18 protein-coding genes are annotated in these 23208 nt (G+C 60.6%); 10 read left to right on the forward strand and 8 right to left on the reverse strand.

Going from position 1 to position 23208, the window contains the following annotated elements; genetic code table 11:
- Positions 1–108: 108 nt before the first annotated feature.
- The 3 genes from KVT38_RS18165 to KVT38_RS18175 form a co-directional block, all read right to left on the reverse strand.
- Positions 109–1995 carry an S-layer homology domain-containing protein gene (locus tag KVT38_RS18165; protein ID WP_217595162.1) on the reverse strand — a complete coding sequence of 629 codons (1887 nt, stop codon included), beginning with the start codon at positions 1993–1995 and terminating at the stop codon, positions 109–111.
- A 200-nt stretch (positions 1996–2195) separates the two neighbouring features.
- Positions 2196–5267 (reverse strand): AfsR/SARP family transcriptional regulator, encoded by a 3072-nt coding sequence (locus KVT38_RS18170; RefSeq protein ID WP_217595163.1) that lies wholly within the window; start codon positions 5265–5267, stop codon positions 2196–2198.
- Between the two features lie 176 nt (positions 5268–5443).
- Positions 5444–6922 (reverse strand): Lsa family ABC-F type ribosomal protection protein, encoded by a 1479-nt coding sequence (locus KVT38_RS18175; RefSeq protein WP_217595164.1) that lies wholly within the window; start codon positions 6920–6922, stop codon positions 5444–5446.
- 576 nt (positions 6923–7498) lie between these two features.
- On the opposite strand from KVT38_RS18175, the gene KVT38_RS18180 reads away from it, so the two are divergent.
- The 7 genes from KVT38_RS18180 (at position 7499) to KVT38_RS18210 (ending at position 15875) form a co-directional block, all read left to right on the forward strand.
- Entirely contained in the window at positions 7499–9457 is a 1959-nt protein-coding gene (locus KVT38_RS18180) for a GTP-binding protein (RefSeq protein ID WP_217595224.1), read from the forward strand.
- Between the two features lie 284 nt (positions 9458–9741).
- The gene (locus KVT38_RS18185) at positions 9742–10551 is read left to right on the forward strand and encodes a TerC family protein (protein ID WP_217595165.1); all 810 of its coding nucleotides are present in this window, start codon (positions 9742–9744) and stop codon (positions 10549–10551) included.
- Between the two features lie 216 nt (positions 10552–10767).
- Entirely contained in the window at positions 10768–11391 is a 624-nt protein-coding gene (locus tag KVT38_RS18190; protein WP_217595166.1) for a MerR family transcriptional regulator, read from the forward strand.
- The gene (locus tag KVT38_RS18195; protein WP_217595167.1) at positions 11378–11827 is read left to right on the forward strand and encodes a toxin-antitoxin system TumE family protein; all 450 of its coding nucleotides are present in this window, start codon (positions 11378–11380) and stop codon (positions 11825–11827) included. The genes KVT38_RS18190 and KVT38_RS18195 overlap by 14 nt, the downstream gene beginning before the upstream one ends.
- Positions 11828–11918: 91 nt before the next feature.
- Positions 11919–12455: a sigma-70 family RNA polymerase sigma factor gene (locus tag KVT38_RS18200; RefSeq protein WP_368859120.1), complete on the forward strand. Its 537-nt coding sequence runs from the start codon at positions 11919–11921 to the stop codon at positions 12453–12455.
- On the forward strand, positions 12442–13710 hold the full coding sequence (locus KVT38_RS18205) for a hypothetical protein (RefSeq protein ID WP_217595168.1): 1269 nt from the start codon (positions 12442–12444) through the stop codon (positions 13708–13710). Before KVT38_RS18200 ends, KVT38_RS18205 begins: the two co-directional genes overlap by 14 nt.
- Before the next feature lie 146 nt (positions 13711–13856).
- Complete coding sequence (locus KVT38_RS18210) at positions 13857–15875, forward strand: AraC family transcriptional regulator (protein WP_217595169.1); 2019 nt, start codon at positions 13857–13859, stop codon at positions 15873–15875.
- Positions 15876–15934: 59 nt separating this feature from the next.
- Here KVT38_RS18210 and KVT38_RS18215 read toward each other — a convergent pair whose 3' ends face one another.
- Together KVT38_RS18215 and KVT38_RS18220 are read right to left on the reverse strand one after the other, a co-directional pair.
- Positions 15935–16228: a transporter gene (locus KVT38_RS18215; RefSeq protein WP_217595170.1), complete on the reverse strand. Its 294-nt coding sequence runs from the start codon at positions 16226–16228 to the stop codon at positions 15935–15937.
- Positions 16229–16270: 42 nt separating this feature from the next.
- Positions 16271–16588 carry a hypothetical protein gene (locus KVT38_RS18220; RefSeq protein ID WP_217595171.1) on the reverse strand — a complete coding sequence of 106 codons (318 nt, stop codon included), beginning with the start codon at positions 16586–16588 and terminating at the stop codon, positions 16271–16273.
- A 166-nt stretch (positions 16589–16754) separates the two neighbouring features.
- On the opposite strand from KVT38_RS18220, the gene KVT38_RS18225 reads away from it, so the two are divergent.
- Positions 16755–18527: a glycerophosphodiester phosphodiesterase gene (locus tag KVT38_RS18225; RefSeq protein WP_217595172.1), complete on the forward strand. Its 1773-nt coding sequence runs from the start codon at positions 16755–16757 to the stop codon at positions 18525–18527.
- A gap of 305 nt (positions 18528–18832) precedes the next feature.
- Positions 18833–19102, forward strand: coding sequence for a hypothetical protein (locus KVT38_RS18230; RefSeq protein ID WP_217595173.1), 270 nt, complete (start codon positions 18833–18835; stop codon positions 19100–19102).
- A 7-nt stretch (positions 19103–19109) separates the two neighbouring features.
- Here KVT38_RS18230 and KVT38_RS18235 read toward each other — a convergent pair whose 3' ends face one another.
- Complete coding sequence (locus KVT38_RS18235) at positions 19110–19661, reverse strand: PadR family transcriptional regulator (protein ID WP_368859121.1); 552 nt, start codon at positions 19659–19661, stop codon at positions 19110–19112.
- A gap of 117 nt (positions 19662–19778) precedes the next feature.
- On the opposite strand from KVT38_RS18235, the gene KVT38_RS18240 reads away from it, so the two are divergent.
- The gene (locus KVT38_RS18240) at positions 19779–21263 is read left to right on the forward strand and encodes an MDR family MFS transporter (RefSeq protein WP_217595174.1); all 1485 of its coding nucleotides are present in this window, start codon (positions 19779–19781) and stop codon (positions 21261–21263) included.
- A 57-nt stretch (positions 21264–21320) separates the two neighbouring features.
- On the opposite strand, the gene KVT38_RS18245 is transcribed toward KVT38_RS18240, so the two are convergent.
- Together KVT38_RS18245 and KVT38_RS18250 are read right to left on the reverse strand one after the other, a co-directional pair.
- Positions 21321–22202, reverse strand: a complete 882-nt coding sequence (locus KVT38_RS18245; protein ID WP_306795332.1) for a FecCD family ABC transporter permease — start codon at positions 22200–22202, stop codon at positions 21321–21323.
- Between the two features lie 130 nt (positions 22203–22332).
- Complete coding sequence (locus tag KVT38_RS18250) at positions 22333–23196, reverse strand: SDR family oxidoreductase (RefSeq protein ID WP_217595175.1); 864 nt, start codon at positions 23194–23196, stop codon at positions 22333–22335.
- Positions 23197–23208 lie beyond the last annotated feature (12 nt).

The following is a 23208-nucleotide window of genomic DNA, read 5'->3' on the forward strand; positions in this document are numbered from 1 at the left end:
GGGATAGACAAGAATGATCGAAAGAAGCTGTTTTAAAATCGGACAGGGCAGGGGAAATGAAAAACCGTCAGGTGGATGAGGATTCCCTGACGGTTTTCTGTTGCGGTTTTAGTCAATGACGGCTACGACCGTGGTCTCACAGCTTAATTGATATTTACCGGAGACGTTCTTTACCGCGCCGTTCTTGAACGTCACGCGTACCAGATCTCCTGCGGCCAAGTTCGTGGCCGGGATGGTTATCTGAGCCCTGGGGAACAGGTACGGCGAAGGGAATCCCGTTGGGAACTCGGGAGAGCCGAATGGATCAGAAGGACCGGAGGGACCCGAAGGATCGAAAGGACCTGAAGGATCGAAAGGACCCGAAGGGTCGGTTATCCACTCGAAGCCGCTGGCGCTTAAGTCCAACGTGACGGCATTAGGCTTGTCCGGGTTAATGACGATCGATTCGACTAATTGACTGATATCGGTCTCCTGAAGTGTCTCGGAGGCCAATTCATCGTTGAATTGAATGTTAATGATATTGCGGCTTTGTCCGGCATACAACATCTCTAATGAAGCAAGCGAATCGGTCGTCTCTGCGTATGCGAGATGCGCGAAGCCATAGACATGACCTTGAGCGTCCGTAGCGGCCAGTGCAACGACGATGCTGGTACCGCTCATCGGGATATCATTTCCAGCTACATATACTTCGCCGTTAAAGATCGCTCCGGTAGCAGGCACATCAATAAAGTTTTCGCCGGTAATGATCCGCCACTCTGTGGCTCTTTCATCAGGAGGTGGATTCAACGCCGACAGCATTACCGTTCCCGGGGCGGAGCCTGGTTCCAGTTCATAGAAATTGGCGGGATGGTGTAGCACGTAAGGCAACTGCCCAATCTGTTGCTCATCAATTGTAATATCGCTAAACCGAATCACCGCGCCGGTTTCCGCATTCACTTCGTAAAGCCCGATATGATAGCCGTCTTCGACATTCGCGATATTGGAGCCGGATTGGTAGGCCTCGCTGATGCCGCTCGCGTCATCGCCTACGTTCGGAACCAAGAAGGCGCCGGGCTGCGTTTGGATTCGCAGCGCATGGCCTGCGCCAGGCGTATAGATGATGCGAGTCGTGTAAGCAACCGTGCCGGCTTCGGCATCAACGTTCTCGATCGCAGGAGCCGGCGTCGACGTAGGTTCCTCGGAAGGTGTCGGCGTTGGTGTAGGCGTCGAAGTAGGTGTTGGTGTTGGTGTTGGTGTTGGTGTTGGCGTTGGTGTCGGCGTCGGAGTAGGCGTAGACACGGGCGGCTGATAGACCGGCGTCGGCGTCGGAGTCGGCGTTGGTGTCGGTGTTGGCGTTGGAGTAGGCGTCGGTGTAGATCCCGGCGCTACATACTGCTCTTTAGCCTCGTAAGCACCGGTAAGGAGCAGATCGCGCGTCGCGTTCGATTTGCCGCCGAACTTTCCGTCTGCGCCATTTTCCAGGAGCTTCTTCTCTATCGCCAGGGCGACGTAACCCTTGGCCCAGTCCGACACGGTATCGTCTTTCACGCCCGGCGTTTTTTGCGCCTCTTCCTTTTGGCCCAACCCCTTAATGAGAAACGCCGCCAGCTGTTCCTTCGTGACTTCTCCCGCAGGGTCGAATATACCTGAGCCGTAGCCGTCGGTAATGCCGGCTTTTTTGACCGCCTCGATGTACGGCAGCGCATAACCGTTGGCCTGATCGTCCGCCTTTACGTCTGAGAAGCTGGAGGTCTTCAGATCCTTGTCGACTTTCAAACCGTAGATCAGGGCAGCGACCTTGGCGAACTGGGCGCGGTTCATCTCATCCTTCAGGCCGAAGGTGGTGTCGGACACGCCATCGAAGATGCCGGCTGCGATCATCGCGTCGAACTTGGCCTTCGTCGCTGCGTCCAAATCCTTCAGGTCGGTGAAGTCGGCGGACGTTTTCGCGAACGCAGCCGCGCTAGGCAAAGAAAGGGACAAAGCAAGAAACAAGCCAACCGTTTTCTTTTTCATCGTAAATGGATATGCCTCCTCTGCAAGCTCGTTCACACTGCGCCTATAGTAGCAAATTGGACTGAACAAAATATAACATGCGGTTAGGAGGGGGAATCAGCAAAAGCCCTGTCCGGCAAGGGATTTCGCCTCGGATTCATGCATTTTCCGTTATTTTACAAACGCTTCGTTTTTGTATTTTTGACGTTAAATGTCGACGATCAGCGGAGGTTCAACAGTCCTTTGGCCTCATCTCCCGGCTCCAGCCGGTACTCGGTGCGCAGCATCCGCTTGAGCGCATCGTATTGCTTGAGGGCAGCGATCCGGTCTTTGTTGGCCAGATGCGCCCGGATAAGCCGCACATGCACGTCTTCCCGCCAGGACGCTTGCTTGAGCGCTCTTTTCATCGCGCCGATGGCGGCAGAATAATTTCCGTCGTCCATGTAATAATCGCCGATCTGGAGCAGCAGGGTTACAAACTCGTTCTCAAGGCTCTTCCCGGCCGGATCGGACCAAGGATACCCGTTGTCCGACAGATAAGGGCCCGCGTAAAGCTTGGCGACCGCCAAGCAGCGGTCGATATTGTCGTCGGTCGGAGCCGTGCCGGCGGATATCCAAGCCTCGAAGGACAGATAGTCGCAATCCAGAACGTCGGCATCGACGCGGTAAAAGCCGCGGTTGTGCTGAACGACGCCTTCGATGCCGACGGTTCCAAGCGTCTTGCGCAGGAGGTGCACCGTCGTGTTCAGGTTGGCGGACGTCTTGGCGGAGTCGTCGTCCCACAGCGCGTCCATGATCCGGTACCGATCCACCGCTTCTCCCCGGTGATGTACCAGGTAGGCCAGCAGCTCCTCCGCTTTGGACGTTCGCCACCGGACTTCCCGGCCGTCCGGGCCGCATACTTTGAATCTTCCAAAGCAGCTTACCCGCAGCCGTTGGAGGGCGGGCACGGAACGCTCCGCCGCCTCGTCGACCGCCGCATTCCTGCCCGCCGCCTCGTCCGACAGCGCCTGCAGCAGCTTTCGCGCATAGGCGAAGGTGCCTGCGGCCCCGCGCGCCTCCGCCTCGACATAGGCGGAGAGAAGCTCCGCCATCACTTCGCCTTCGTCGACGAAGCTGCGGACGAACCCCTGCGGCTCCGCCAGACGCAGCGCCGTGTCCAGCCTGTCCAGCGCCTCGACCGTCCGTTCGAGCCCGTGCAGCGCGATGGCTTGCACGATCAGCGCCTGGATCCGGTCCCGCAGGCGGTCCTCCCTGCAGAGCAGCGCGTACAGCCGCTCCGCCAAGTCCAGCGCCTCCGCGTCGCGTCCGCAGGCGGCCAGCACCCGGGCCAGCGCGAGCAGCTCCGTCACGCTGCCGATCGACACCTCGTCCGCATGCGACATTCCGCAGCGCGCCAGCCACTGCGCCGCTCGACGCCGGTTGCCTTGCCGTACATGCAGGCAGGCTTCCTCCGCCTCGATTCTGCGCATGTACAGGTCGTAGTCCGGCGAATCGACGCGCGCTCGCAGCTGAACGAGCAGCTCTGCCGCCTCCCCCGAATATCCCTGCGCCTGCATGATGCGCGACGCGCTTCCGTAGAGATGCAGGAGGGTCCGGGCGACGGGGGGCGTATCGCTGCGTCCCAGCAATCGCCGTACGCAAGCTTCCGCCTCATCGAGCCGGTTCCATTCGTAAAGCAGCCTGCTGTGCGAAACGTTGAGCGACAGGACGAACGGGTGGGCGAGGTTCTCGCCCCAGACGCCAAGCCACTTGTCCATGAATTCGCTCGCGGCATGGTAGTCGTTGAGATAGCCCATATGATCGTCGAACTCGTCGAGCACATGATTGTTGTTGAACGAGACGGATCGCAGCAGCCGCGCTTCGGGAAAGAGGCGCTCCGCGAGCTCGAAGTACCTGGATACGCCCGTCAGATCCTTCAGCAGATAACAGGAGACCCCGCTCAAAAAATAAAGATTGCCCATGACCGAGCGCCACGCGGTCTCGTCCATCGCGCCTTGCAGCCGTTCGTAGCGCGCCAGCGCTTCGCCGATCTTGCGCGCTGCAAGCTCCTTCTGCCCGCTGCCGGTCAGCAGCAGCAGATAAAACATTTCCGCCATCGGCTTCCCTTCGAGGCAGCCTTCCGGCAGCCGCAGCACCCAGCGGCTCAGCGTCGCGCCCCTGCTCTGGATGAGCCCGGGCAGATGCCGCTCGATCAGCCGCACGGCGTCCTCATACTGCCGTCCCTCCAGATAGTGCTCGCCGGCTTCCTCGATGCTGCCTTGTTCCTCCAGCCACCGGGCAGCTCTCGCATGCGCGCTTGCCCATCCTCCGGGGTCGCTGCCGGCGAACTGGCCGCGCAAAAAGTCGGACAGCAGATGGTGGTACCTGTACCACTGCCGCTCCTCGTCCAGCGGGATCAGGAACAGGTTGAGCTGCTCCAGCCTTGCGAGCAGCGCGCGGCAGTCGGTCCGGCCCGTCACGGCTTCGCACAGCGGAGGATTCATGCGCGCCAGGACGGACGTCTCGAGCAGAAACGCTTGCAGCGGCGCCTCGAGATCCCGGAACACTTCCTCCAGCAAGTAATCCGCGATGTGCTGCTGCCGGCCGCTGAACTGGCTGATGAACGAGGCCGGGTCCGGGCTGCGCCCGAGCGAGATGGCCGCAAGCTGCAGTCCGCTGATCCAACCTTCCGTCTGGCGCACGAGCGCGGACGTCTGCTCGCCCGTAAGCGCCAGCCCCGCCTTAAGTTCGAAGAAGACGCGTCCCTCGTCCGCATCGAACCTCAAATCGTCGGTCGTGACGCGGTGCAGCTCTTGCCTGGCCAGCAGTCTCGCCGTCGGGATCGCCGGATCGACGCGGCTCGCGACGTAGAGATGCACCGTATCCGGCAAGCGCTCGACGAAGTAGGCCCAGGAGCGGTGGATGGCGGGGAGCTCGATGAATTGATAATCGTCGAGCACGATCGCGAGCTCTCCCGCCAGGTCGTGCAGCGCGTTCAGCAGCGCCTTGATCGCGGGCTCCGACGACCAGGCGGGGGTCGACGCCGAGACCGATGCCGCGGCGGACGACGGGCCTTCCTTTACCAGCGGCATGACCGAGGATGCGCCGAAGCCCGGCGCGACGGTCTCGACGGCGGCCGTCACGCCGCTCCAGAACGCGATCCAGTCGTTGTCCTGCCGGTCCAGCGACAGCCAGGCCACGGGAAGATTCGCCGCGTGCGCCCATTGGCTCAGCGCCGTCGTCTTCCCATAGCCGGATTGGCCGGACACGAGCGTCAGCTTGGCGTTCAGTCCCTCGTTCAATTTTCGCATCAGCCTTGGCCTTGGAACGGGAGCGCTTCGTAGTTGCGGGATCGCGAGCTTGGTGCGTACGATCAATGGGGACCCTCCGTCGCTCAGCCTCGCCGAGCTATTCTAATCCCCTTAATTTCGATGCACGGAGCCTGAATTCCTTCGACAAAATCCGCATTTTTGCACAATTTCCGGTCTTACAGCTCGACGACTTTCGTCGCGATCCGTCTGCAGAACTCGCTGTCGTGCTCGACGAACAGAATCGTCGGCGCGTGCGCGAGCAGCAGGTCCTCGATCTGCATGCGGGACAGGACGTCGATGAAGTTGAGCGGTTCGTCCCAGACGTACAGATGCGCCCCTTCGCACAGGCTTCTGGCGATCAGCACCTTCTTTTTCTGGCCGCCGCTGTAGGACGCGATGTCCTTCTCGAACTGCACCCGGGCGAAGTCGAGCTTGCGCAGGATGGCCTTGAACAGGCTTTCGTCGATGCCGTGCGCCGCGGCGTAGTCGGACAAGCCGCCACGGAGGTGCGAGGTGTCCTGCGACACGTACGAGATCTTAAGCTGGCTTCCCTTCCGCAGCGTGCCGGTATAGGTCAGATCCTCTCCGCAGATCAGCTTGAGGATGCTCGACTTGCCGGAGCCGTTCGGTCCCGACAGCGCGATGCGCTCTCCCCGCTCGACGGCGAACCCGACATTTTCGCAGACGGTCTTGTCTCCGTAAAAAATCGATACGCCGGCCAGCTCCACGAGTCTCTCCTGGTGATACGCCAGCTGCGGGATTTTCAGGCTTTCCACGCTCTCGACGTTTTTCAGCAGCCCCTCCCGCTCTTCGATAGCGGCCTGCTGCCGGTGCTCGGCAGCTTTGGAGCGCTTCATCATTTTGGCGGCCTTGTGGCCGATGTACCCTTTGTCCGGGCGCAGGCCGCCGACACGCGTGCCGTTTTTCGTTTTCTCGACGGCATCGGACCAGTCGCTCGTGCGCTTGGCGGCTTCGGACAGGCGCTTGATGTCCTTTTTCAGCTTGTCGTTCTCCGCGAGCTCGAATTCGTCCTCCCGCCGCTTGTTCTCCTGCCAATCCGAGAAGTTGCCCTTCTGGATGTCGATATCGGCCCTGTTGATGGACAGCACGTGATCGATGCAGTTATCCAGGAACGCCCGGTCGTGGGATACGAGGATGAAGCCGCGTTTCGTGCGCAGGTAGTCGCTGACGAGCTTGCGGGCGTGCACGTCGAGGTGGTTGGTCGGCTCGTCGATGAGCAGGAAGCTGTTTTCCTTGAGAAACAACGCGGCCAGCAGCGCCTTCGTCTGCTCCCCGTTGGACAGCGATTCGAAGGGGCGATACAGCGCGTCCTCGGACATCTTGAGCAGCGACAGCTCCCGCTTGATCTCCCATTCCGCGGCTTCCGGCACGATGTTTTCCATGACGAAGAGAGTCAGATCCTCGGGATTCGCGACGGGAAAAGGAAAATATTCAAAGCCGACGGAGGCCGTGATTTGCCCGCGGTATTCGTATTTGCCGAGCAGCAGGTTCAGGAACGTCGTCTTGCCCCGGCCGTTGCGGCCGGTGAAGCCGAGTTTCCAATCGGTATCGATCTGGAAGCTCACGTCCTCGAAGATATTGTCGTAGCTGCCGTCGTAGGCGAACGTCAGGTTTTTCACTTGGATCAATGACATATGGCGGATTCCTCCCTGGGAAAAAATAAAAGAGCCGCAAGAAAGTTACTTCTCGCAGCTCCAATAGGTACAGGAAAAATCCGCCGATCCAAAGATGGATCAGGGCCCGCCGATCGAGCGAAGAAGAACGTAACTTTCTTGCACGGCAAAGAATACGGGCGAGCGATCGCCGTCTTCCTTCGCAGAGGCAAGAAAAATCACATTCATCTTCAACTCCAATCCGCTTTAGTTATCCGTATTGTAAATCATGCGCGGGGGCGGAGGCAACCTCAAGCTTTTAATCGGATGGTGCGTAGGCGCTCATATCTGCGCGGACGGGATAGTGGTTAAAAGGCAGTTATTTTTTCGCCAGTGGCGATGCAAACGAAAAAAAGTTGTCAAAAGACATTTATTTGGCACGAAATTTGCGTTCTGGCCGCTTTTGTCGGGGAATTAAATGCCTTTTGACCATTATCGGATTGCCGAGTCGAGACGCGAGGAGATTAAATGCATTTTAACAACTATCTTACCTGCGCGGCGGAATATGTTTTAATGGGAGCAGAGGTTTACTGCATGGAGCGACGGGAGAGGGAACTCATTATGCGAAAGACGATCGGACTGTTCGCGCACGTGGATGCGGGTAAGACAACCTTTGCGGAGCAGCTGCTCTATCATACGAACAGCATTCGGGCGCGGGGGCGGGTCGATCACATGGACGCCTACCTGGACAGCCACGAGATCGAGCGGGCGCGAGGGATAACGGTATTCGCGGATCAGGCGGTGCTGTCGTACAAGGACGATACCTACTATTTGATCGATACGCCGGGACACGTCGACTTCTCGCCGGAGATGGAGCGGGCCGTCCTGGCGATGGATTACGCGATCGTTATTGTCAGCGCGGCGGAAGGCGTTCAAGGGCATACCGAGACGGTCTGGCAGCTGCTGCGCAAGCATGGCGTGCCGACATTCTTTTTCATTAATAAAACGGACCGGGTCGGCGCGGACGCGGAAGGCGTGCTGGCGGAGATCCGCACGCATCTGACGCCGGATGCGGTGCCGCTCGCGGAAGGGCTCGGGGCGGAAGGTGTCGTGGGCGAGGCGCTCCGGGAACGGATGGCGGAGCGGGACGAGGCGCTGCTTGAGGCGTTCCTTGAGGGGCGCGGCGATCCGGCCTATTGGCTGGAGGCGCTGCGGACGCTGATTCGCGAAGGCCGGCTGTTCCCGTGCGCGAGCGGGTCGGCGCTGCAGGACGTCGGCGTGGCCGAATTTCTGGCGCAGCTGCACCTGCTGACGGGCGCAGACTATGACGAGGAGGCGCCGTTCGGCGGGCGCGTCTACAAGATCCGCCACGACGCGAACGGCATGCGGCAGACCTTCGTCAAGGTGCTGAGCGGCACGCTCCAGGTCCGCGACGAGCTGGCTTACGAGAGCGGCGGCACCCGGTACGCGGAGAAGGTCACGCGACTCCTGGCGTTCAACGGGAGCCGCTCCCAGGCGGTCGACCGGGCGATGGCGGGCGATCTGGTCGCGATCGCCGGACTGTCCGCGGCCGAAGCCGGGCAGGGCCTTGGCCGCTGCACGGACAAGCACGCCTACGAGATGGTGCCGACGCTCCAGTCGAAGGTCATGTTTGCCGAGTCGCTGAACGTGAAGGACGTGCTGCGGGCTTTTCGAATGCTGAATGCCGAAGATCCGTCCCTGAACGTCGTCTGGGAGGAGCGTCTGCAGGAGATCCATCTGCATGTCATGGGCGTGATCCAGCTTGAGGTGCTGGAGCAGGTGGCGAAGGAGCGGTTCGGCATGGACGTGTCCTTCGGTCCTCCGGAGATTTTGTACAAGGAGACGATCCGCACGGCTGTCAAAGGGTACGGACACTTCGAGCCGCTGCGGCACTACGCCGAGGTGCATCTGCTGCTCGAGCCCGGGGAGCGGGGCAGCGGGATCGCGTTCGCGAGCGCGTGTCACCCGAACGAATTCAGCGTCGGCAACCAGAATCTCGTGCGGACGCATCTGTATGAGCGGGAGCATCACGGCCTGCTGACGGGCATGCCGGTCACGGACCTCAAGATCACGCTGCTGCGGGGCGCCGGGCACAACGAGCATACGCACGGCGGCGACTTCCGCGAAGCGGCGTTTCGGGCGTTGCGGCAGGGGCTGGAGAAGGCGGACAATGTGCTGCTCGAACCCTTTTACGACTTTAAAATTCGCGTGGGCATCGACGAGATGGGCCGGGTGCTGTCCGATATCCAGCGGGCCAGCGGGCGCTTCGAGCCGCCGCTCACGACCGGCACGCACGCGATCGTCGCCGGCCGGGTGCCTGTGGCGACCTTCATGAACTATGCGGCGGAACTGGCCGCCTTCACGCACGGCCGGGGCAGCATCCGCTGCGTCTTCGGCGGCTACGACGAATGCCACAATGCGCAGGAGGTCATCGAGCGCATCGGCTACCGGAAGGACGCGGACCCGCTATACACTTCCGCCTCGATCTTCTGCGCCAAGGGGAGCGGCTACTCGGTGCCGTGGCAGGAGGTGGAGGCGAAGATGCATCTGCTGTGAGGCGGCCAAAATTTTTATGAAACCTTCCGTCCGCCAGACCGTACAAACTCAGGATCGCGCTTCGCCGCAATTCGATGTTGCATACCGTCTCCGAAGGGGAGTAGCTGCCACAATAAAGTCGTCAATACGAGAGCGCGCTCTCCGGCTTTATTGGCATTGCCGACTATGGCATTGTTAGCGAGACCTTTGCCCTTGAACAAGGCAGAGGTCTCTTTTGTTTTGTTCAAGGGAAGAATGGACGGCAGGCGGACGATTGGAAAAACTCGATAAGAGGAGGAGCAATCATGGACTTCGCATTGCTGATGGAGTACGGCTGGGTGCTGCTCGTGCTGATCGCGCTTGAGGGGCTGCTCGCCGCCGACAACGCGCTCGTGCTGGCGATCATGGTCAAGCATCTGCCGGAGAAGGAACGGAAAAAAGCTTTGTTTTACGGCCTCGCGGGGGCGTTCGTGTTCCGCTTCGCCTCGCTGTTCGCCATTTCGTTTTTGGTGGACGTCTGGCAGGTGCAGGCGATCGGGGCGCTGTACCTGCTGTTTATCGCACTCAACCACATTTTCAGAAAAGCGATCGTGAAAAAGGGCGAGCGGGACGCGGAGCCGCATACGGGCGCAAAGCCGAAGGCCGGATTCTGGCCGACCGTCATCAAAGTGGAGGTCGCCGACATCGCCTTCGCGATCGACTCGATCCTCGCGGCCGTGGCACTCGCCGTCGCGCTGCCGGAGACGAGCCTGCCGCGAATCGGCGGTATGGACGGCGGACACTTCGCCGTTATCTTCCTGGGCGGCTTCCTCGGCCTCCTCATCATGCGCTTCGCCGCCAACCTGTTCGTGAAGCTGCTGGAGAGCCGGCCGTCGCTCGAGATCGCCGCCTTCGTCATCGTCGGCTGGGTCGGCGTCAAGCTCGCGGTGCACACGCTGGCGCATCCGTCGCTGCACGTCATCCCGCACGACTTCGCGGAGTCGACGGGCTGGAAGCTGACGTTCTACGTCGTGCTGGTGCTCATCGCCGTGGGCGGCTGGCTGCTGTCCGGCGGCAAGGGCAAGGGCACGGGCGGCGAGGCGCGCCGGGCGGTGTCGGCGGCGAAGCCTGAGTAGGCGGGAGTCTGCTGACGGGACGGGTATTAAGTCGGGCGCGGATGCGTCCGGCTTTTTCTTACTTTCCCCGTGCTTGCGCATGCTCTGTTGTTTTAATGATGGAATAGAAGCCGTAATGGTCGGAAATAATGCGGCATATTAATGTTTAAGAATAGGTTTAAATTTGGTTGAAGTTTTAGTTTAAGTTGAGTAGAATGGAGGAAAGAGGTGATGTTCATGTCTTCAAAGCAGGAACGCGAACTGGTCATCGAAAAGAGCGAACAGGTGCTGGAGCATACGGTTAAACAAGCGGACCCCGAATTTTACCATGCCCTAAGCAACGTATTGCGTGATTATATCGTCGTTACCAATCCACGGAAGGAGCTTGCATTTCGGCAAGACCTCCGGGATTTAATTCGCCTCATGGCAGAAACCGTCAATCAAGCAAAGCCTGTGCGGACGTTCTCCACTGGAGAGCTGGCTCGGATCTTCGGCGTGTCCGTTCAAGCAATTAATAAATGGATCGATGAGGGTAGGTTTCTAGGATATAAGCGGGAGGGCAACCATCGGCACAACCGTATCCCTGAAACCGTGTCCTTCGCAATGCGGACCGGCGAGGTTCTTCCGCTTGAGGAGGCGATCGCCATGTACGAACGGCAATTGCTAGAACAGCAAGTTGACGTCACGGTTGATCATCGTGACGAAGTGCTGGATGAGATATCGCGGCTCATGAAGAAGCACGGGGGTACGTACGAAATGACGCTTGGGGCCAAAAACGAACGCACCGCCCCGGAAGAGCGGGATGCCTCGATCTGGCTTGCCTTGCTTGAAGAGCTGAGGGAAATCAATGAAGCGAAGTAATCAAGACCTCTTCGCAACAAACTTCGACTTCCTGAAGCGTTCTTTTCCCGACCTGATTGACTCCATCGAGGATGGGTTCTTCGGTGAAGAACCGAGCAGAGGGGCAATTGTACGCAAGACGATTAAATTCGTCGACGAGACCTACATGACGGTGTTCGAGCTCGTCGATACAAAGTCAGGCAAGAAGAAAAAATATCAATATGATTGGGAATATCAACGGGGTAGTCTATGGAAGTGGCACAATGAAGCGCATGAGCAGAAGCAGTACCAGACAGCAACGGAACCCGATCATATGCATCATAAACCTGTGGGGGTAACGGATGAGCGGCGGTTAACGAATTACGGTCATCATGACTTGTATACCATTATGGAAACCATTCACATGCACCTGGAAATTTCCAAACAAAAACAGAAGGACAAGCCGCGGCCTCGGTAAACACCGAGGTTTTATTGTATTCAAAAGCCGTGTTCAAAGCCAATTTAAGCGTTCGGCCGTCTAATCTATTGAGGTAAGAACTGGCGAGGCGGTGACGGAGATTCGCGATCTGATCAAGAGAGCGCAAAAAGGCGACAGCGAAGCCTATGCGGAGCTGTTCGGGCAGTATGAGGGAGATCTGTACCGCGCGGCGTTCGTGTATCTGGGCAATGCCGAGGACGCGCTGGACGCCGTGCAAGAGACGGCATACCGCTCCTACAAAGCGATTGGTCGATTAAAAGAGCCGCGATTTTTTAAAACGTGGCTGATGAAAATCGCGATCCGCTGCGCCACGGACATCTGTCGGAGGCGAAAACAGGTCTCGCCGTGGAGCCCGGCGTACGAGGGGAAGCTGCTCGCGGAGGACGAGACCGATATTCCGCTGGCGATCTCGCTGCAAGCCTTGCTTGAAGCGTTGGATGCGACGGAGAAGCAGGTCGTCGTGCTTAGATATTACTATGACTTGACGATCCGCGAAGTGTCCGAGGTGCTGGAGCTGCCGCTTGGCACTGCGAAGACGATACTGTATCGCGCGCTGTCGAAGCTGAAGCAGCAAGCGGGAGAGGAGGGGCAGGATGCCTACCGATGATTTGAAAAGACTAATGGAGGCGATCCCCCTCCCGGACGAGCTTCGCGAGCGGAGCCGCGCGGGGATCGCGGCGGCGGCGCTGGAGCGGGAGCTGTCGGCGGGACGCCGGGGCAGGCGCGCGCTGGCGATCGTCGCGGCCTTGCTTGCGTTGTTCGTCCTGTCGGCGGTTATCGCGAATCACGACCGGGTGTGGGCGGCGCTACGCAAGACGTTTCAATTTTCGCCGGGCACGGGGATTGTGTCGGAGGAGGAGACGCCGTCCGAACGGTACGTGCTGAAGAAGCCGATCGTGCTGGACGTTGGCGAGGGCAAAATCACGATTACGGGCATCTTGTCCGATCGGGAAATGACGTATATTACGATGGCGGGGGAACGGTCTCCGCGCATGGAAAGTCTGGAACTGGTAAACGAGCAGGGCGAAGTGTTCGACATACCGCGCAGCATGAGCACGTGGACGGCGGGCGAGTGGACGGCATCCTTCTGGCTCAAAGGCAAACTCGATCTTAAAGGCGCAATCAGGCTGCGGCTGCCGCTGCAGCCCGCGAGGGAAGTCGAGGCGCGGCTCGAGCAAGCGGCTGCCGTCGCCGGGTATGCGGAGCTGGGCAAGACCGCGACCGTAAATGGGCTATCCCTAACGGCGATCGCGGACCGCGTGAGCGACCGGGCGAGGATTTCGCTCGTATCGCCGCCTCAATCCTCTTTTCGGATCGACAGCTACGGGATTATCACATCGGCGCGATATGGCTCGAACGAGCCTCTTATCGTCAAGGACGATGCAGGCACTTCGCTCGGGCTATCGTTCGTGCGAGGCATGAGCGCTCCGCAGAGCGAGTTTTATTTTCCGCTGACCGACCGGCCAGGGGCCTCGTATACGATGAGCATTCCGGAGATCAGCGTCGTTTATCCCGACGAGGTGACCGTGAAGCTTCCGGCCGTTACGAGCGAGAAGCTGAACAAGACGTTTGAGATCGCAGGGTACCCGGTCACGATCACGAAGACCGAACGAACGAAGCCGGGCAGTTTGCGGATTTATACTGACCTTCACACAGAGGGGCGGCCGGACAGCATGCTGTATAACCTAGGCATCGACAGAGGTTCGACGGCCAAGCTGAACGAGCGCACCTGGGCGGTCGAGTACATGGAGTTCGAGGTCGAACCCGACGCCAAGTCGGTCACCGTGACGTTCACGAGGCCAACCGCCGCCCTGCGCGGTCCCTGGACATTCGCATGGACCGCGGACGAGATTCAGCCATGATAGCGGGCGGGCGCCTGTCACGCAGACGGTTCCGCTGCTGCTAATTTGACGGCGATTGTGGGAAGCAGCCGCCCGGCCATTCGCTTTACGCTGATAATGATTATCAATTATAATACGGTAAACGGCGGCGGGCGGGGGCACCGAACATGGTTATGAAGGTCGACGAGCAGATAACGCTCTGGAATCATTCGAATGCTAGATTGATAGACGTTCGGCTGGCGACATTGGCGAACGGAGACGCGCTGCGTGCATACCGGCTGCCGGCCCATGCGTTCTTCTACGCAGCTGAAGGCGGCGGAATCGCGAGACTGGACGACGAACCGCATCCATTCGGCAGGCACCATGTGCTGCACGGCGGCCGTGGCGCGGTGCTCGACCTGTATCCGGATGAGCGTCTGTCCTACTACATGGTTCTGTACAAAGCCGAGCCGCTCACGCATTACGCCCGACAGCTCGGCTCGCGCGCGTTAGCCGACGACCCCTTCCGCTGCCACTACGGCATGCTGCCCTCGTATCCGCAAGCCTTTGCGGACAAGCTGGCGACCATGCGCGAGGACTGGCTGAGCGCCGACCAGCTGGATCAGCTGCACGCGCGGCTTCTGTTCGGACAGTTCGTGCACGAGCTGCTCCGGCAGCTGCGGGAGCAAGGCGCCCAGCCGAGCCGTCCGGATGTGATCGCGCAGGTGGTCCGGTACATGGACGAGCATTATGCCGAGCCGATGTCGCTGGCGCGAATCGCGGAGCTGTTCGGGTGCAGCGAGAGCTATTTGACCAAGCAGTTTCGCCGCAGGACCGGTCTCAGCCCGATGCGCTATCTGACACATATACGCATGGGTCACGCGGCTCGCATGCTTGCGCTTCCGGGCGCGTCTTTGCAGGATATCGCCGAGCGGGTCGGCTATCCGGACGCCCATTCGCTTAGCCGCAGCTTCAAGAAGCGCTTCGGGCAATCACCGGTCCATTTCCTCGCGGGGCGGGACGACCTCGTACCGGAATTGCCCGATCGGCGTCCGGAATATGCCCTTGTCCCCGATTCCCCACGGTGCTACATTATCGTTGATAATCATTCTCACGATAGAGCAAGCGGAGGGGCAACCATGCTTAAAAAGAAAAGAACTTCATCCATGTCCGCAGCGGCGCTGCTGCTCGGCATCACCATGTTGCTGGGCGCGTGCGGCAACGGCAATACAAACCCGGGCACGGGCAGTTCGCCGGCAACCTCGTCTTCAGCCGCCACTGCGCCTGCTTCCGCAACTGTATCCTCGCCGGCCGCAAGTTCGCCTGCCTCCACGGAGAGCGCAGCCTCCGGTACCCGGACTTATGTCGATAGCCAAGGCACTGTCACGATACCGGTTCATCCTGAACGCATCGTCGACCTGACGGGCAGCGCCATCGGCAACCTGCTCGAGCTTGGCATCAAACCCGTCGCTGCCATGGACTCGTCGATGAAGAGTCCGTATCACAAAGAGCAGTTAAGCGGCGTCGTTAATCTGGGCGAAGGCTCCGATTACGAGAAGATCCTCAGCCTTCAGCCTGATCTGATCGTTGTATTCGATTACCTGGAAGCGGCCCAGTACGAAAAGCTGATCGAGATCGCACCAGTCGTGCGGCTCGCTTACGGAGCGGATCGACCCGCGGAGCTGCTGAAGAAGTTCGGCGACTTCACGGGCAGGGAGGATCAAGCCCAAACCTGGATCGACGAATGGAATCGCAAGATCGAGCGCGTCAAGCCCAAGATCGTCGAGACGGTAGGAGACCGCACGGTATCGATTCTTCAACCGTACGCCAAGGGCATCTATGCCTGGGGAGATAAAGGCGGCCGCGGCGGGGAGATTGTGTACGGCGATCTCGGCCTCAAGGCGCCGCCGATCATTCGGCAGAAGCTGATCGACGGTCCGGAATTCGGAGCGAACCTGTCGCTTGAGCAGCTGCCCGATTATGCGGGAGATTATATTTTCACCAGCAATTGGGGTTGGGACGACGGAGACCCGGAGGTCGTATACGGCAGCGCGCTGTGGAAGGGGCTTCCCGCCGTCAAGGAAGGTCGAACCTTCTTCATCGACACGGCCGGCTCCTACTACAATGACCCGATCTCGCTCGATGCGCAGCTGGCATTTATCGTGGAGAGTTTTCTGGGCAAGGAGGGGCTGACGCTCCTCTCGTAACTTCCGATCAGCTTAAAAAGAAGCGGGCGCCGGCGCCCGCTTCTTTTTTGCGAAAGCTTTTAGTAACAAGTGAACGAATCGATCCGATCCAAGCTGATCCCGGAATACATCCAGAAAAAGCCGTTCCACCGGAAGCCCGACACCGAGGTCCGGCCGACGAACGTCGGGTAAAACCAGAAGCCCTGGCCGTTGCGGGGCCAGATGTACGTGGTGCGGAACAGGCAGCCGCGGATCGCGCCCGGATCGACGGCCAAGGTCGATGCGGTGAGCGGTCTCGGCGGTGGAGACTGCGGCGGCGGCGCCGTAGGCGCCTGCTGCGTGCCTTGCGGTCCGAAAGGAGGCATGAAGGCCATATTTCTCACTCCTCGTCAATAAAAATTGGCTGGCGGCTCCGATCAGAGCAGCGAGATGGTGAGCAGGTTGAAGAGCACGAGCGGCAGCACGAAGCCGGGATTCCCGAACGGTACCTGCGGGCCGGGGAAGAACGCGCGGCTGTCCGGGATGTTCATGTACAGAATGCCTCTGTCGCAATGCATGAGATGGCCTTCGAATACGTCTCCTTCGAGCGTCTCGACCCGGGCCAGCTTGCCGGCATGTTGGGCGCAAAGCCCGTGCATGTGGTCCTTCACGGACTTCAGCGTGTCATGGACATGGGATGCGCATTGATAGAGCGGCGTCGTCGCGCCGCCGGCGGTGGTGTAAGGCGAGCTCATGGCGATACCTCCATCGATTTGAACATAGGATAAAGTATGCGTATGCCTAGTCCGGCGTTCCGCGTGCGGCGAAGATCGCATCGGCGCCCCTTTACGAGGATGGTATGATTAGAGGACCCGGGCTGCGCAAGCCTTCATACATCACTTAGAACTGGGATGAATCGTTATGTTCAGATTGCTCGGCAGAGCCTTCCGCGATTTTCGCGCCACCTATCCGAAGCTTCTGCTTTTTGAATATTTGTACATGCTGGCCACCAGCTTCATCGTCGTGCCGGTCATCACCTTTATGTTCAACCGGATTTTGACGGTCGTCGGCTCCGGCTCCCTGCTCAACGGGGATGTCTATAGGCTCGGAATTAGCTACAACGGCGTGCTCGGCCTTGCGTTGATCGGGCTGGTCGCGTCCCTCGTCGTGCTGATCGAATTAATCGTGCTGATCGTTCTCGTGCAACAGCATTACTTCGGCAAAAACATCGCGATCGCGGACGCGGTAAAGACGACGATCCTGCAAACGCCGCGGCTGCTCGGCTTCGGTATCTTTCAACTGCTATTCCTGCTGCTGATCCTGATTCCGTTCATCGACTCGCCGCTATCGGCTTCCTTTTACGCGCTGTTCAACGTTCCGGTCTTCCTGAATCGCGAAGTGCTGGACGCGTCATTCACGATGACGTTTGTGTATGCGATTCTGATCGTCGCCGCGCTGTACGCGCTGCTGCGGTGGATCTTCGCGCTGCACTTTATCGTGCTGGAGGGCAAGACGACGACCCAGGCGATCCGCAGCAGCCAGGCGCTGACGCGCGGCAGGCGGACGCAGCTCTTCCTGTCGTTGTTCCTGTTCAACGCGACCGTGTTCGCGGCAGGCTCGGCGGCCATCTCGTCGCTGTCTTACCTGCCCTCCTGGCTGGACATTAACGTACTGACGATCTTTTCCCGTCATTACGCGCTGACGTTGTCGACCATTTTGACGTATATGTTCGCCCTGCTGCTCCTGCCGGTCAACATCATTCTGCTGACGCGGCTGTTCTACAACTTCAACCGTTCCTTGGGCGTGAAGCCGCAGGACCGCCTGACCGTATACCGCAGCCGGCTCGGGCGGCTGGAGGGACGTATCGGACGTTATATAAAAGGGCTGCGAAAAAGGCGCCTGTTGTTCGCGTGCATGGCGCTCGTCTATATGAGCCTGTCGATCTTCGTCGGTCTGCGGGCGACGGGCGGTCTCGTCTACGCCAAGTGGAGCGTGACGATCGCGGCGCACCGGGGCGACGCGGCCGGCGGCCCGGAAAACTCGCTGCCGTCGATCCTCTCTGCAATCGACAAAGGCATGATGGCGGTCGAGCTGGATGTCCAGTTGACCAAGGATGGGGTCGCTGTGCTGTTCCACGACGGGAATCTGCTGCGGATGACCGGGAAAAACGCGCGTATTTCCGACCTCAACTACGCGCAGCTCGGCGGGTTGGACATCGGAGAGGACGTGAACGGCGAAACGATACGGATCCCGACGCTGGGCGAAGTGCTGTCCGAGGCGCAGGGACGCATCAAGCTGATCGTCGACCTGAAGCCGTACGGCAACGGCGATGCGCTGGCCGAGGAGGTCGTCCGGCTGATCCGGGACACCGGCATGGAGAAGGACGCTTATGTCCAGTCGTTCGACGGGAACGCGCTGCGGCATATCCGGGCGCTCGATCCCGACATCAAGATCGGGCAGATTCTTTACTTCGCGCTTGGCAACCTGTCCTCGCTGGACGTCGACTTCTACACGATCGAGCAGATCATGCTGACCAAGCAGATCGTGAAGCAGGCGCATGCCGGCGGCCGCGAGGTGTGGGTGTGGACGGTGAACGACAGGCGGGACTTGAAGGAAGTGCTGAAGTTCCAGGTCGACGGCATCATCACCGACAATCCGGCGGTGGCGCAGTCGATGGTCGAGGTGGACCTGTAGGGCGTAGCGAGCGATGGGGCCGGATCGGGCGATTGGTGAGGCGGGCGCGAGGGCAAACGCCTCTCGTAGAGAAGGCGATGAGCCGGATCGGGCGGGTGCGGAGGCAAACGCCTCTCGTAGAGAAGGGGATGGGCCGGATGGGGCGGGCGCGAGGGTAAACGCCTCTCGTAGAGAAGGCGATGAGCCGGATCGGGCGGATGCAAGGGCAAACGCCTCTTGTAGAGAAGGCGATGAGCCGGATCACGCGGGTTCGAGGGCAAACGCCTCTCGTAGAGAAGGCGATGAGCCGGATCGGGAGGGTGCGAGTGCAAACGCCTATCGTGGAGAAGGCGATGGGCCGGATGAGGCGGATGCAAGGGCAAACGCCTCTCGTAGAGAAGGCGATGGGCCGGATCAGGCGGATGCGAGGGCAAACGCCTTTTGTAGAGAAGGCGATGGGCCGGATGAGGCGGATGCAAGGGCAAACGCCTCTCGTAGAGAAGGCGATGAGCCAGATCGGGCGGGTGCGGAGGCAAACGCCTCTCGTAGAGAAGGCGATGAGCCGGATCGGGCGGGCGCGAGGGCGAGCGCGTTAAGGACCGCTTAATCCTCCGCCGGCAGCAGGCTAAGCGCCCACCTGCACCACTCTGTATTGGTCTCGTTCGACATGATCGCCTTGTGCGTGAGCAGATAGGCGCCGAACAACGGGTGCGAGGGCTTGGGCAAGCCGGCAGCGGGCCAGTCGGCTCTCGCCTTCAGCTCGACCAGCTTGCTCTCGTACTTTTTGCGCTGCTCCTCATGGAAGGCCAGTCGGTCGGCGAGCATTTTCCGGGCGGATGCCGGCTTGGCATAGGACATGCAGAACACCTTCAGCATCATCTCGTCGCGCAGCGCGGGATCGGCCGTCGGCTGATCGAACCAGTCCTTGAGCGCATCCCGGCCCTTGCCGGTCAGGGAGTACACTTTCTTGTCGGGCTTGTCGCGCTGCGTGACCAGCTCGACGCTGATATAGTCCCCCTGCTCCAGCTTGGCGAGCAGCGGATAGATCTGGCTATGCTTGGCGGGCCAGAACGGCTGGATGCGAAGCATCAGATCGTAGCCGGAAAAGGAAGATTGCGCGAGCAGGCTCAGCAGACCATAAGAGAGGGTGTTCACGTCGTTGCTCCTTTATCGGAAAAATTGCTTTGACACAGGCGAGGAAGCGTAGTAAGATTATGGCGTTTTATATATGTAAATATAGACATATAGAACTGGGAGATGGAGAGAGCTATTATGAATACGGAAAAGAAGACGCCGGAGGTTCGCTTTTGGCCGGTCATGTTGTCTATTTTTATCGGTTCCTTCTTGTGCGTCCTGGCCTCGGCGACGATCAATCTCGCGCTCGAGCCGCTCAAGGAGCACTTTCACACGACGCTGAGCTCGGTCCAATGGACCCTCACGGGCTTCATGCTCGCGATGGGCACGACGGCGCCGATCGTCGGCTACCTGGGCGAGCGGTTCAGCTACAAACGACTGTACCTGTTCTCCCTCATCGGCTTCACCGCAACCTCCGCGCTGTGCGCGATGGCATGGAGCGAGGCTTCTCTGATCCTGTTCCGGGTGCTGCAAGGCGCCTTCAGCGGCCTGATCATCCCGGCTACCATGTCCATTATCTATCAAATCATCCCGCGCGGCAAACAACCGATGGCCATCGCCTTCTGGGGCTTGTCCGCGATGCTGGCGCCGGCGTTCGGGCCGACGATCAGCGGCTGGCTGCTGCAGAACTTCGATTGGCAATGGCTGTTCATCATGAACTTGCCGATCGGCCTGATCGCCATTTTACTCGTATACCTGTACATTCCGTATTACCGGCTTAGCGTGCCCAAGTCGTTCGACGGCCTCGGCTTCATCACCGTCGTGGTCAGCAGCACGGCGCTGCTGCTGGCGCTCGGCCAAGGCCACAGCTGGGGCTGGGGATCGTGGAAGGTTCTCGGCTTGCTGCTGCTCGGGTTGGTCGTGCTGGGCCTGTTCATCTGGCGTGAGCTGACGGCCGAAGCGCCGCTGCTCAACCTGCGCGTGTTCAAAAACGGCCGCTTCACGCTGAACACGATCATCGCCAACATCATCACGATCAGCCTGTACTCCGGTACGCTGCTGACACCGGTCTTCCTCCAGCGCATCCAGCACGTGTCCGCGATGGACACGGGCCTGATCCTGCTCCCGGCGTCGCTCGCGATGGCGCTCATGATGCCGATCGTCGGCAAGCTGTACGATGTCGTCGGCCCGCGCGTGCTGATGTCCATCGGCATCGTCCTGCTCACCGTCGGCACGCTCGCGCTCAGCTGGCTCAGCATCGACGTCTCGCATACTTACGTCATCTGGTGGATGATCGTGCGGAACCTGGGCATCGCGTTCGTCGTCATGCCGTCGAGCAACGCGGCGATGGACGAGATCTCCCGGGAAAATTCGGGGCACGCCTCCTCCATCTCGAACTGGACGCGGAACGTCTTCGGCTCCTTCGCGATCGCGATCTTCACGACGCTGCTCGCTTCGCGTTCGATCGACCACGGCACGGCGCTCGCCATGGCGGGCGACCAGAACCGCGAGCATATCGAGATGATGGCGTTCACGATGAGCGTCAACGACGTGTATCTCATCGCGACGTTCGTCGCGGTCGCCGCTCTGCCGCTCAGCCTGTTCGTCGCCAAGCTCAAGAAGCCGCACGCCGTGCTCGCTTCGGAGACGGTGAAGGCGGAGGCAGCGACGGTAGAGGGATAAATCCGAGAGGCGCAAAAAAAAGATGGCAAGGCGGATATTTCCGCCAAGCCATCTTTTTTATGATCTGGACGCCCGCGACCTGAACATCAGGAACACCAGGTAGGGCGCGCCGATGAGGGCGACTACGATGCCCGAAGGGATCTCCTTGGGCGACAGAACGATGCGTCCGATCCAGTCTGCGCCGACGAGCAGCACGGCTCCGATGAGTGAGGACAGCAGCAGCGTACGGCGATGATTGGCGCCGGCGAGCATGCGCGCGGCGTGTGGCGCGAGCAGGCCGATGAAGCCGACGGCACCGACCGCGGCGACTGCGACCGACGCGAGCAGCACGGCGAGCAGCGCGACGAGAAGCCGCGTCCTGCGCACAGGCAGGCCGAGTCCGGTCGAGCTCTCGTCGTGGAACGAAAGCAGATCGACCCGCCGCCCCAGCCACCAGGCGAGGGGGAGCAGCAAGGCGATAAAGGGCAGCGTCTGTCCGAGCTCCGTCCAGCTGCGGGCGTAGGTGCTGCCGGCGAGCCAGGCGAGCGCGGGGGCGAGCGTCAGCTTGGCGTAGACGACGAGGATATTGATCAGCGCGCTGCCGGATGCTGCGACCGCGATGCCGACGAGGGTCAGCACGGTCGGGCTTAGCCCGCGCCGCCACGCCGCCGCGTATACGATCGCGGCGGCGGCCAGGCCGCCGACGAAGGCGCCGACCGGCACCCAGCCGGGCGGGAGCGCGGGGAAGGCGATCAGCAGCAGCATCGCCCCCACGCCGGCGCCGCTGGATACGCCCACGATCTGCGGATCCGCGAGCGGATTGCGCACGGCGCTCTGCATCAGGCTGCCGCTGGCCGCCAGCGCGACGCCGACGCTTGCTGCCGTCAGCAGGCGCGGCAATCGAAGATCGATGAGCACCTTTTCATGCAGCGCCGTGCCATGGCCGAGGAGGGACTCCAATCCGATTAGGGGGCCTTAGAGTTTTTGCAGGGTAGCATGGCGCCGAGCGCCGTTTCTCCGCTGTATCGTGCAGTTTTGCACGATACATGTGCCGCTTTAGCGATTTGAGCGCATTCGGCGTGACGAGAACTCAATTTCGGCCGCGCATCGCCCGCCGCGTCGCCGCCTCGACCAATCGCCAGGGCAGCAGCCTGACGGCGAGCGGCAGCAGGCGCGCGCCCCGGCCGATCGGGTAGCGCAGCCGCGAGAGGCGACGCTTGTCGGCCAGACGCCCCACAAGCTCCGCGACCTCGCGCGGATCGGGCGCCGTGTCGGCCGTGCGCCGGGCCATGCGGAGCACGGCCTGCAGCGCGCCGGCATAGGGCGAGTCCGGCTGCGCATGAATGTCCGCGAAGCCCTTCGCCCAGATCGCCGTGCGATAAGCGCCGGGTTCGACGAGGGCGACGCGGATGCCAAAGGGCGCAACCTCATGGCGGAGGCTCTCGCTAAAGCCTTCGACCGCAAACTTGGACGCGGCATAGGCGCCGAACCCCGGGATCCCCCACAGGCCGCTCACGCTGCTCATTTGGATAATCGTGCCGCCGCCCTTCGCCCGCATCGCCGGCAGGACGGCGCGCGTCATCGCCACCAGGCCGAGGAAGTTCGTCTCCGTCTGCGCCCGCCACGCCGCCATCGGCACCTCCTCGACGAAGCCGCCGACCGCCATGCCCGCATTGTTCACCAGCACGTCGATTCGTCCGTAACTCCGCAGCATGTCCGACACAGCCGCTTCAATCGTTGCCGCATCGGTCACGTCAAGCTGGGCTACCTCGATACGCCCGGCAGCGCCGACGCGCTCCGCCTCCTGCATGAGCGCCACCTGCTTCCGCGGATCCCGCATCGCGGCGACGACCCGGTAGCCGCGCTTGGCCAGCTCGACCGCGATGCGCAGGCCGAAGCCGCTCGAAGCGCCCGTAACCAGCGCCGTTTTCTCAACCTTCCCAAGCGTCGTCATTCCTCGTTCCTC

This window comes from Cohnella sp. GbtcB17 (assembly GCF_019091135.1).
Taxonomy (GTDB): Bacteria; Bacillota; Bacilli; order Paenibacillales; family Paenibacillaceae; genus Cohnella.

Bases quoted from the DNA above. Each gene is read 5' to 3' on its own strand.
- KVT38_RS18165 (WP_217595162.1), bottom strand. From the start codon at position 1,995: ATGAAAAAGAAAACGGTTGGCTTGTTTCTTGCTTTGTCCCTTTCTTTG.
- KVT38_RS18225 (WP_217595172.1), top strand. From the start codon at position 16,755: ATGTTCAGATTGCTCGGCAGAGCCTTCCGCGATTTTCGCGCCACCTAT.
- KVT38_RS18250 (WP_217595175.1), bottom strand. From the start codon at position 23,196: ATGACGACGCTTGGGAAGGTTGAGAAAACGGCGCTGGTTACGGGCGCT.
- KVT38_RS18170 (WP_217595163.1), bottom strand. From the start codon at position 5,267: ATGCGAAAATTGAACGAGGGACTGAACGCCAAGCTGACGCTCGTGTCC.
- KVT38_RS18210 (WP_217595169.1), top strand. From the start codon at position 13,857: ATGGTTATGAAGGTCGACGAGCAGATAACGCTCTGGAATCATTCGAAT.
- KVT38_RS18205 (WP_217595168.1), top strand. From the start codon at position 12,442: ATGCCTACCGATGATTTGAAAAGACTAATGGAGGCGATCCCCCTCCCG.
- KVT38_RS18240 (WP_217595174.1), top strand. From the start codon at position 19,779: ATGAATACGGAAAAGAAGACGCCGGAGGTTCGCTTTTGGCCGGTCATG.
- KVT38_RS18215 (WP_217595170.1), bottom strand. From the start codon at position 16,228: ATGGCCTTCATGCCTCCTTTCGGACCGCAAGGCACGCAGCAGGCGCCT.
- KVT38_RS18195 (WP_217595167.1), top strand. From the start codon at position 11,378: ATGAAGCGAAGTAATCAAGACCTCTTCGCAACAAACTTCGACTTCCTG.
- KVT38_RS18220 (WP_217595171.1), bottom strand. From the start codon at position 16,588: ATGAGCTCGCCTTACACCACCGCCGGCGGCGCGACGACGCCGCTCTAT.
- KVT38_RS18190 (WP_217595166.1), top strand. From the start codon at position 10,768: ATGTCTTCAAAGCAGGAACGCGAACTGGTCATCGAAAAGAGCGAACAG.
- KVT38_RS18175 (WP_217595164.1), bottom strand. From the start codon at position 6,922: ATGTCATTGATCCAAGTGAAAAACCTGACGTTCGCCTACGACGGCAGC.
- KVT38_RS18185 (WP_217595165.1), top strand. From the start codon at position 9,742: ATGGACTTCGCATTGCTGATGGAGTACGGCTGGGTGCTGCTCGTGCTG.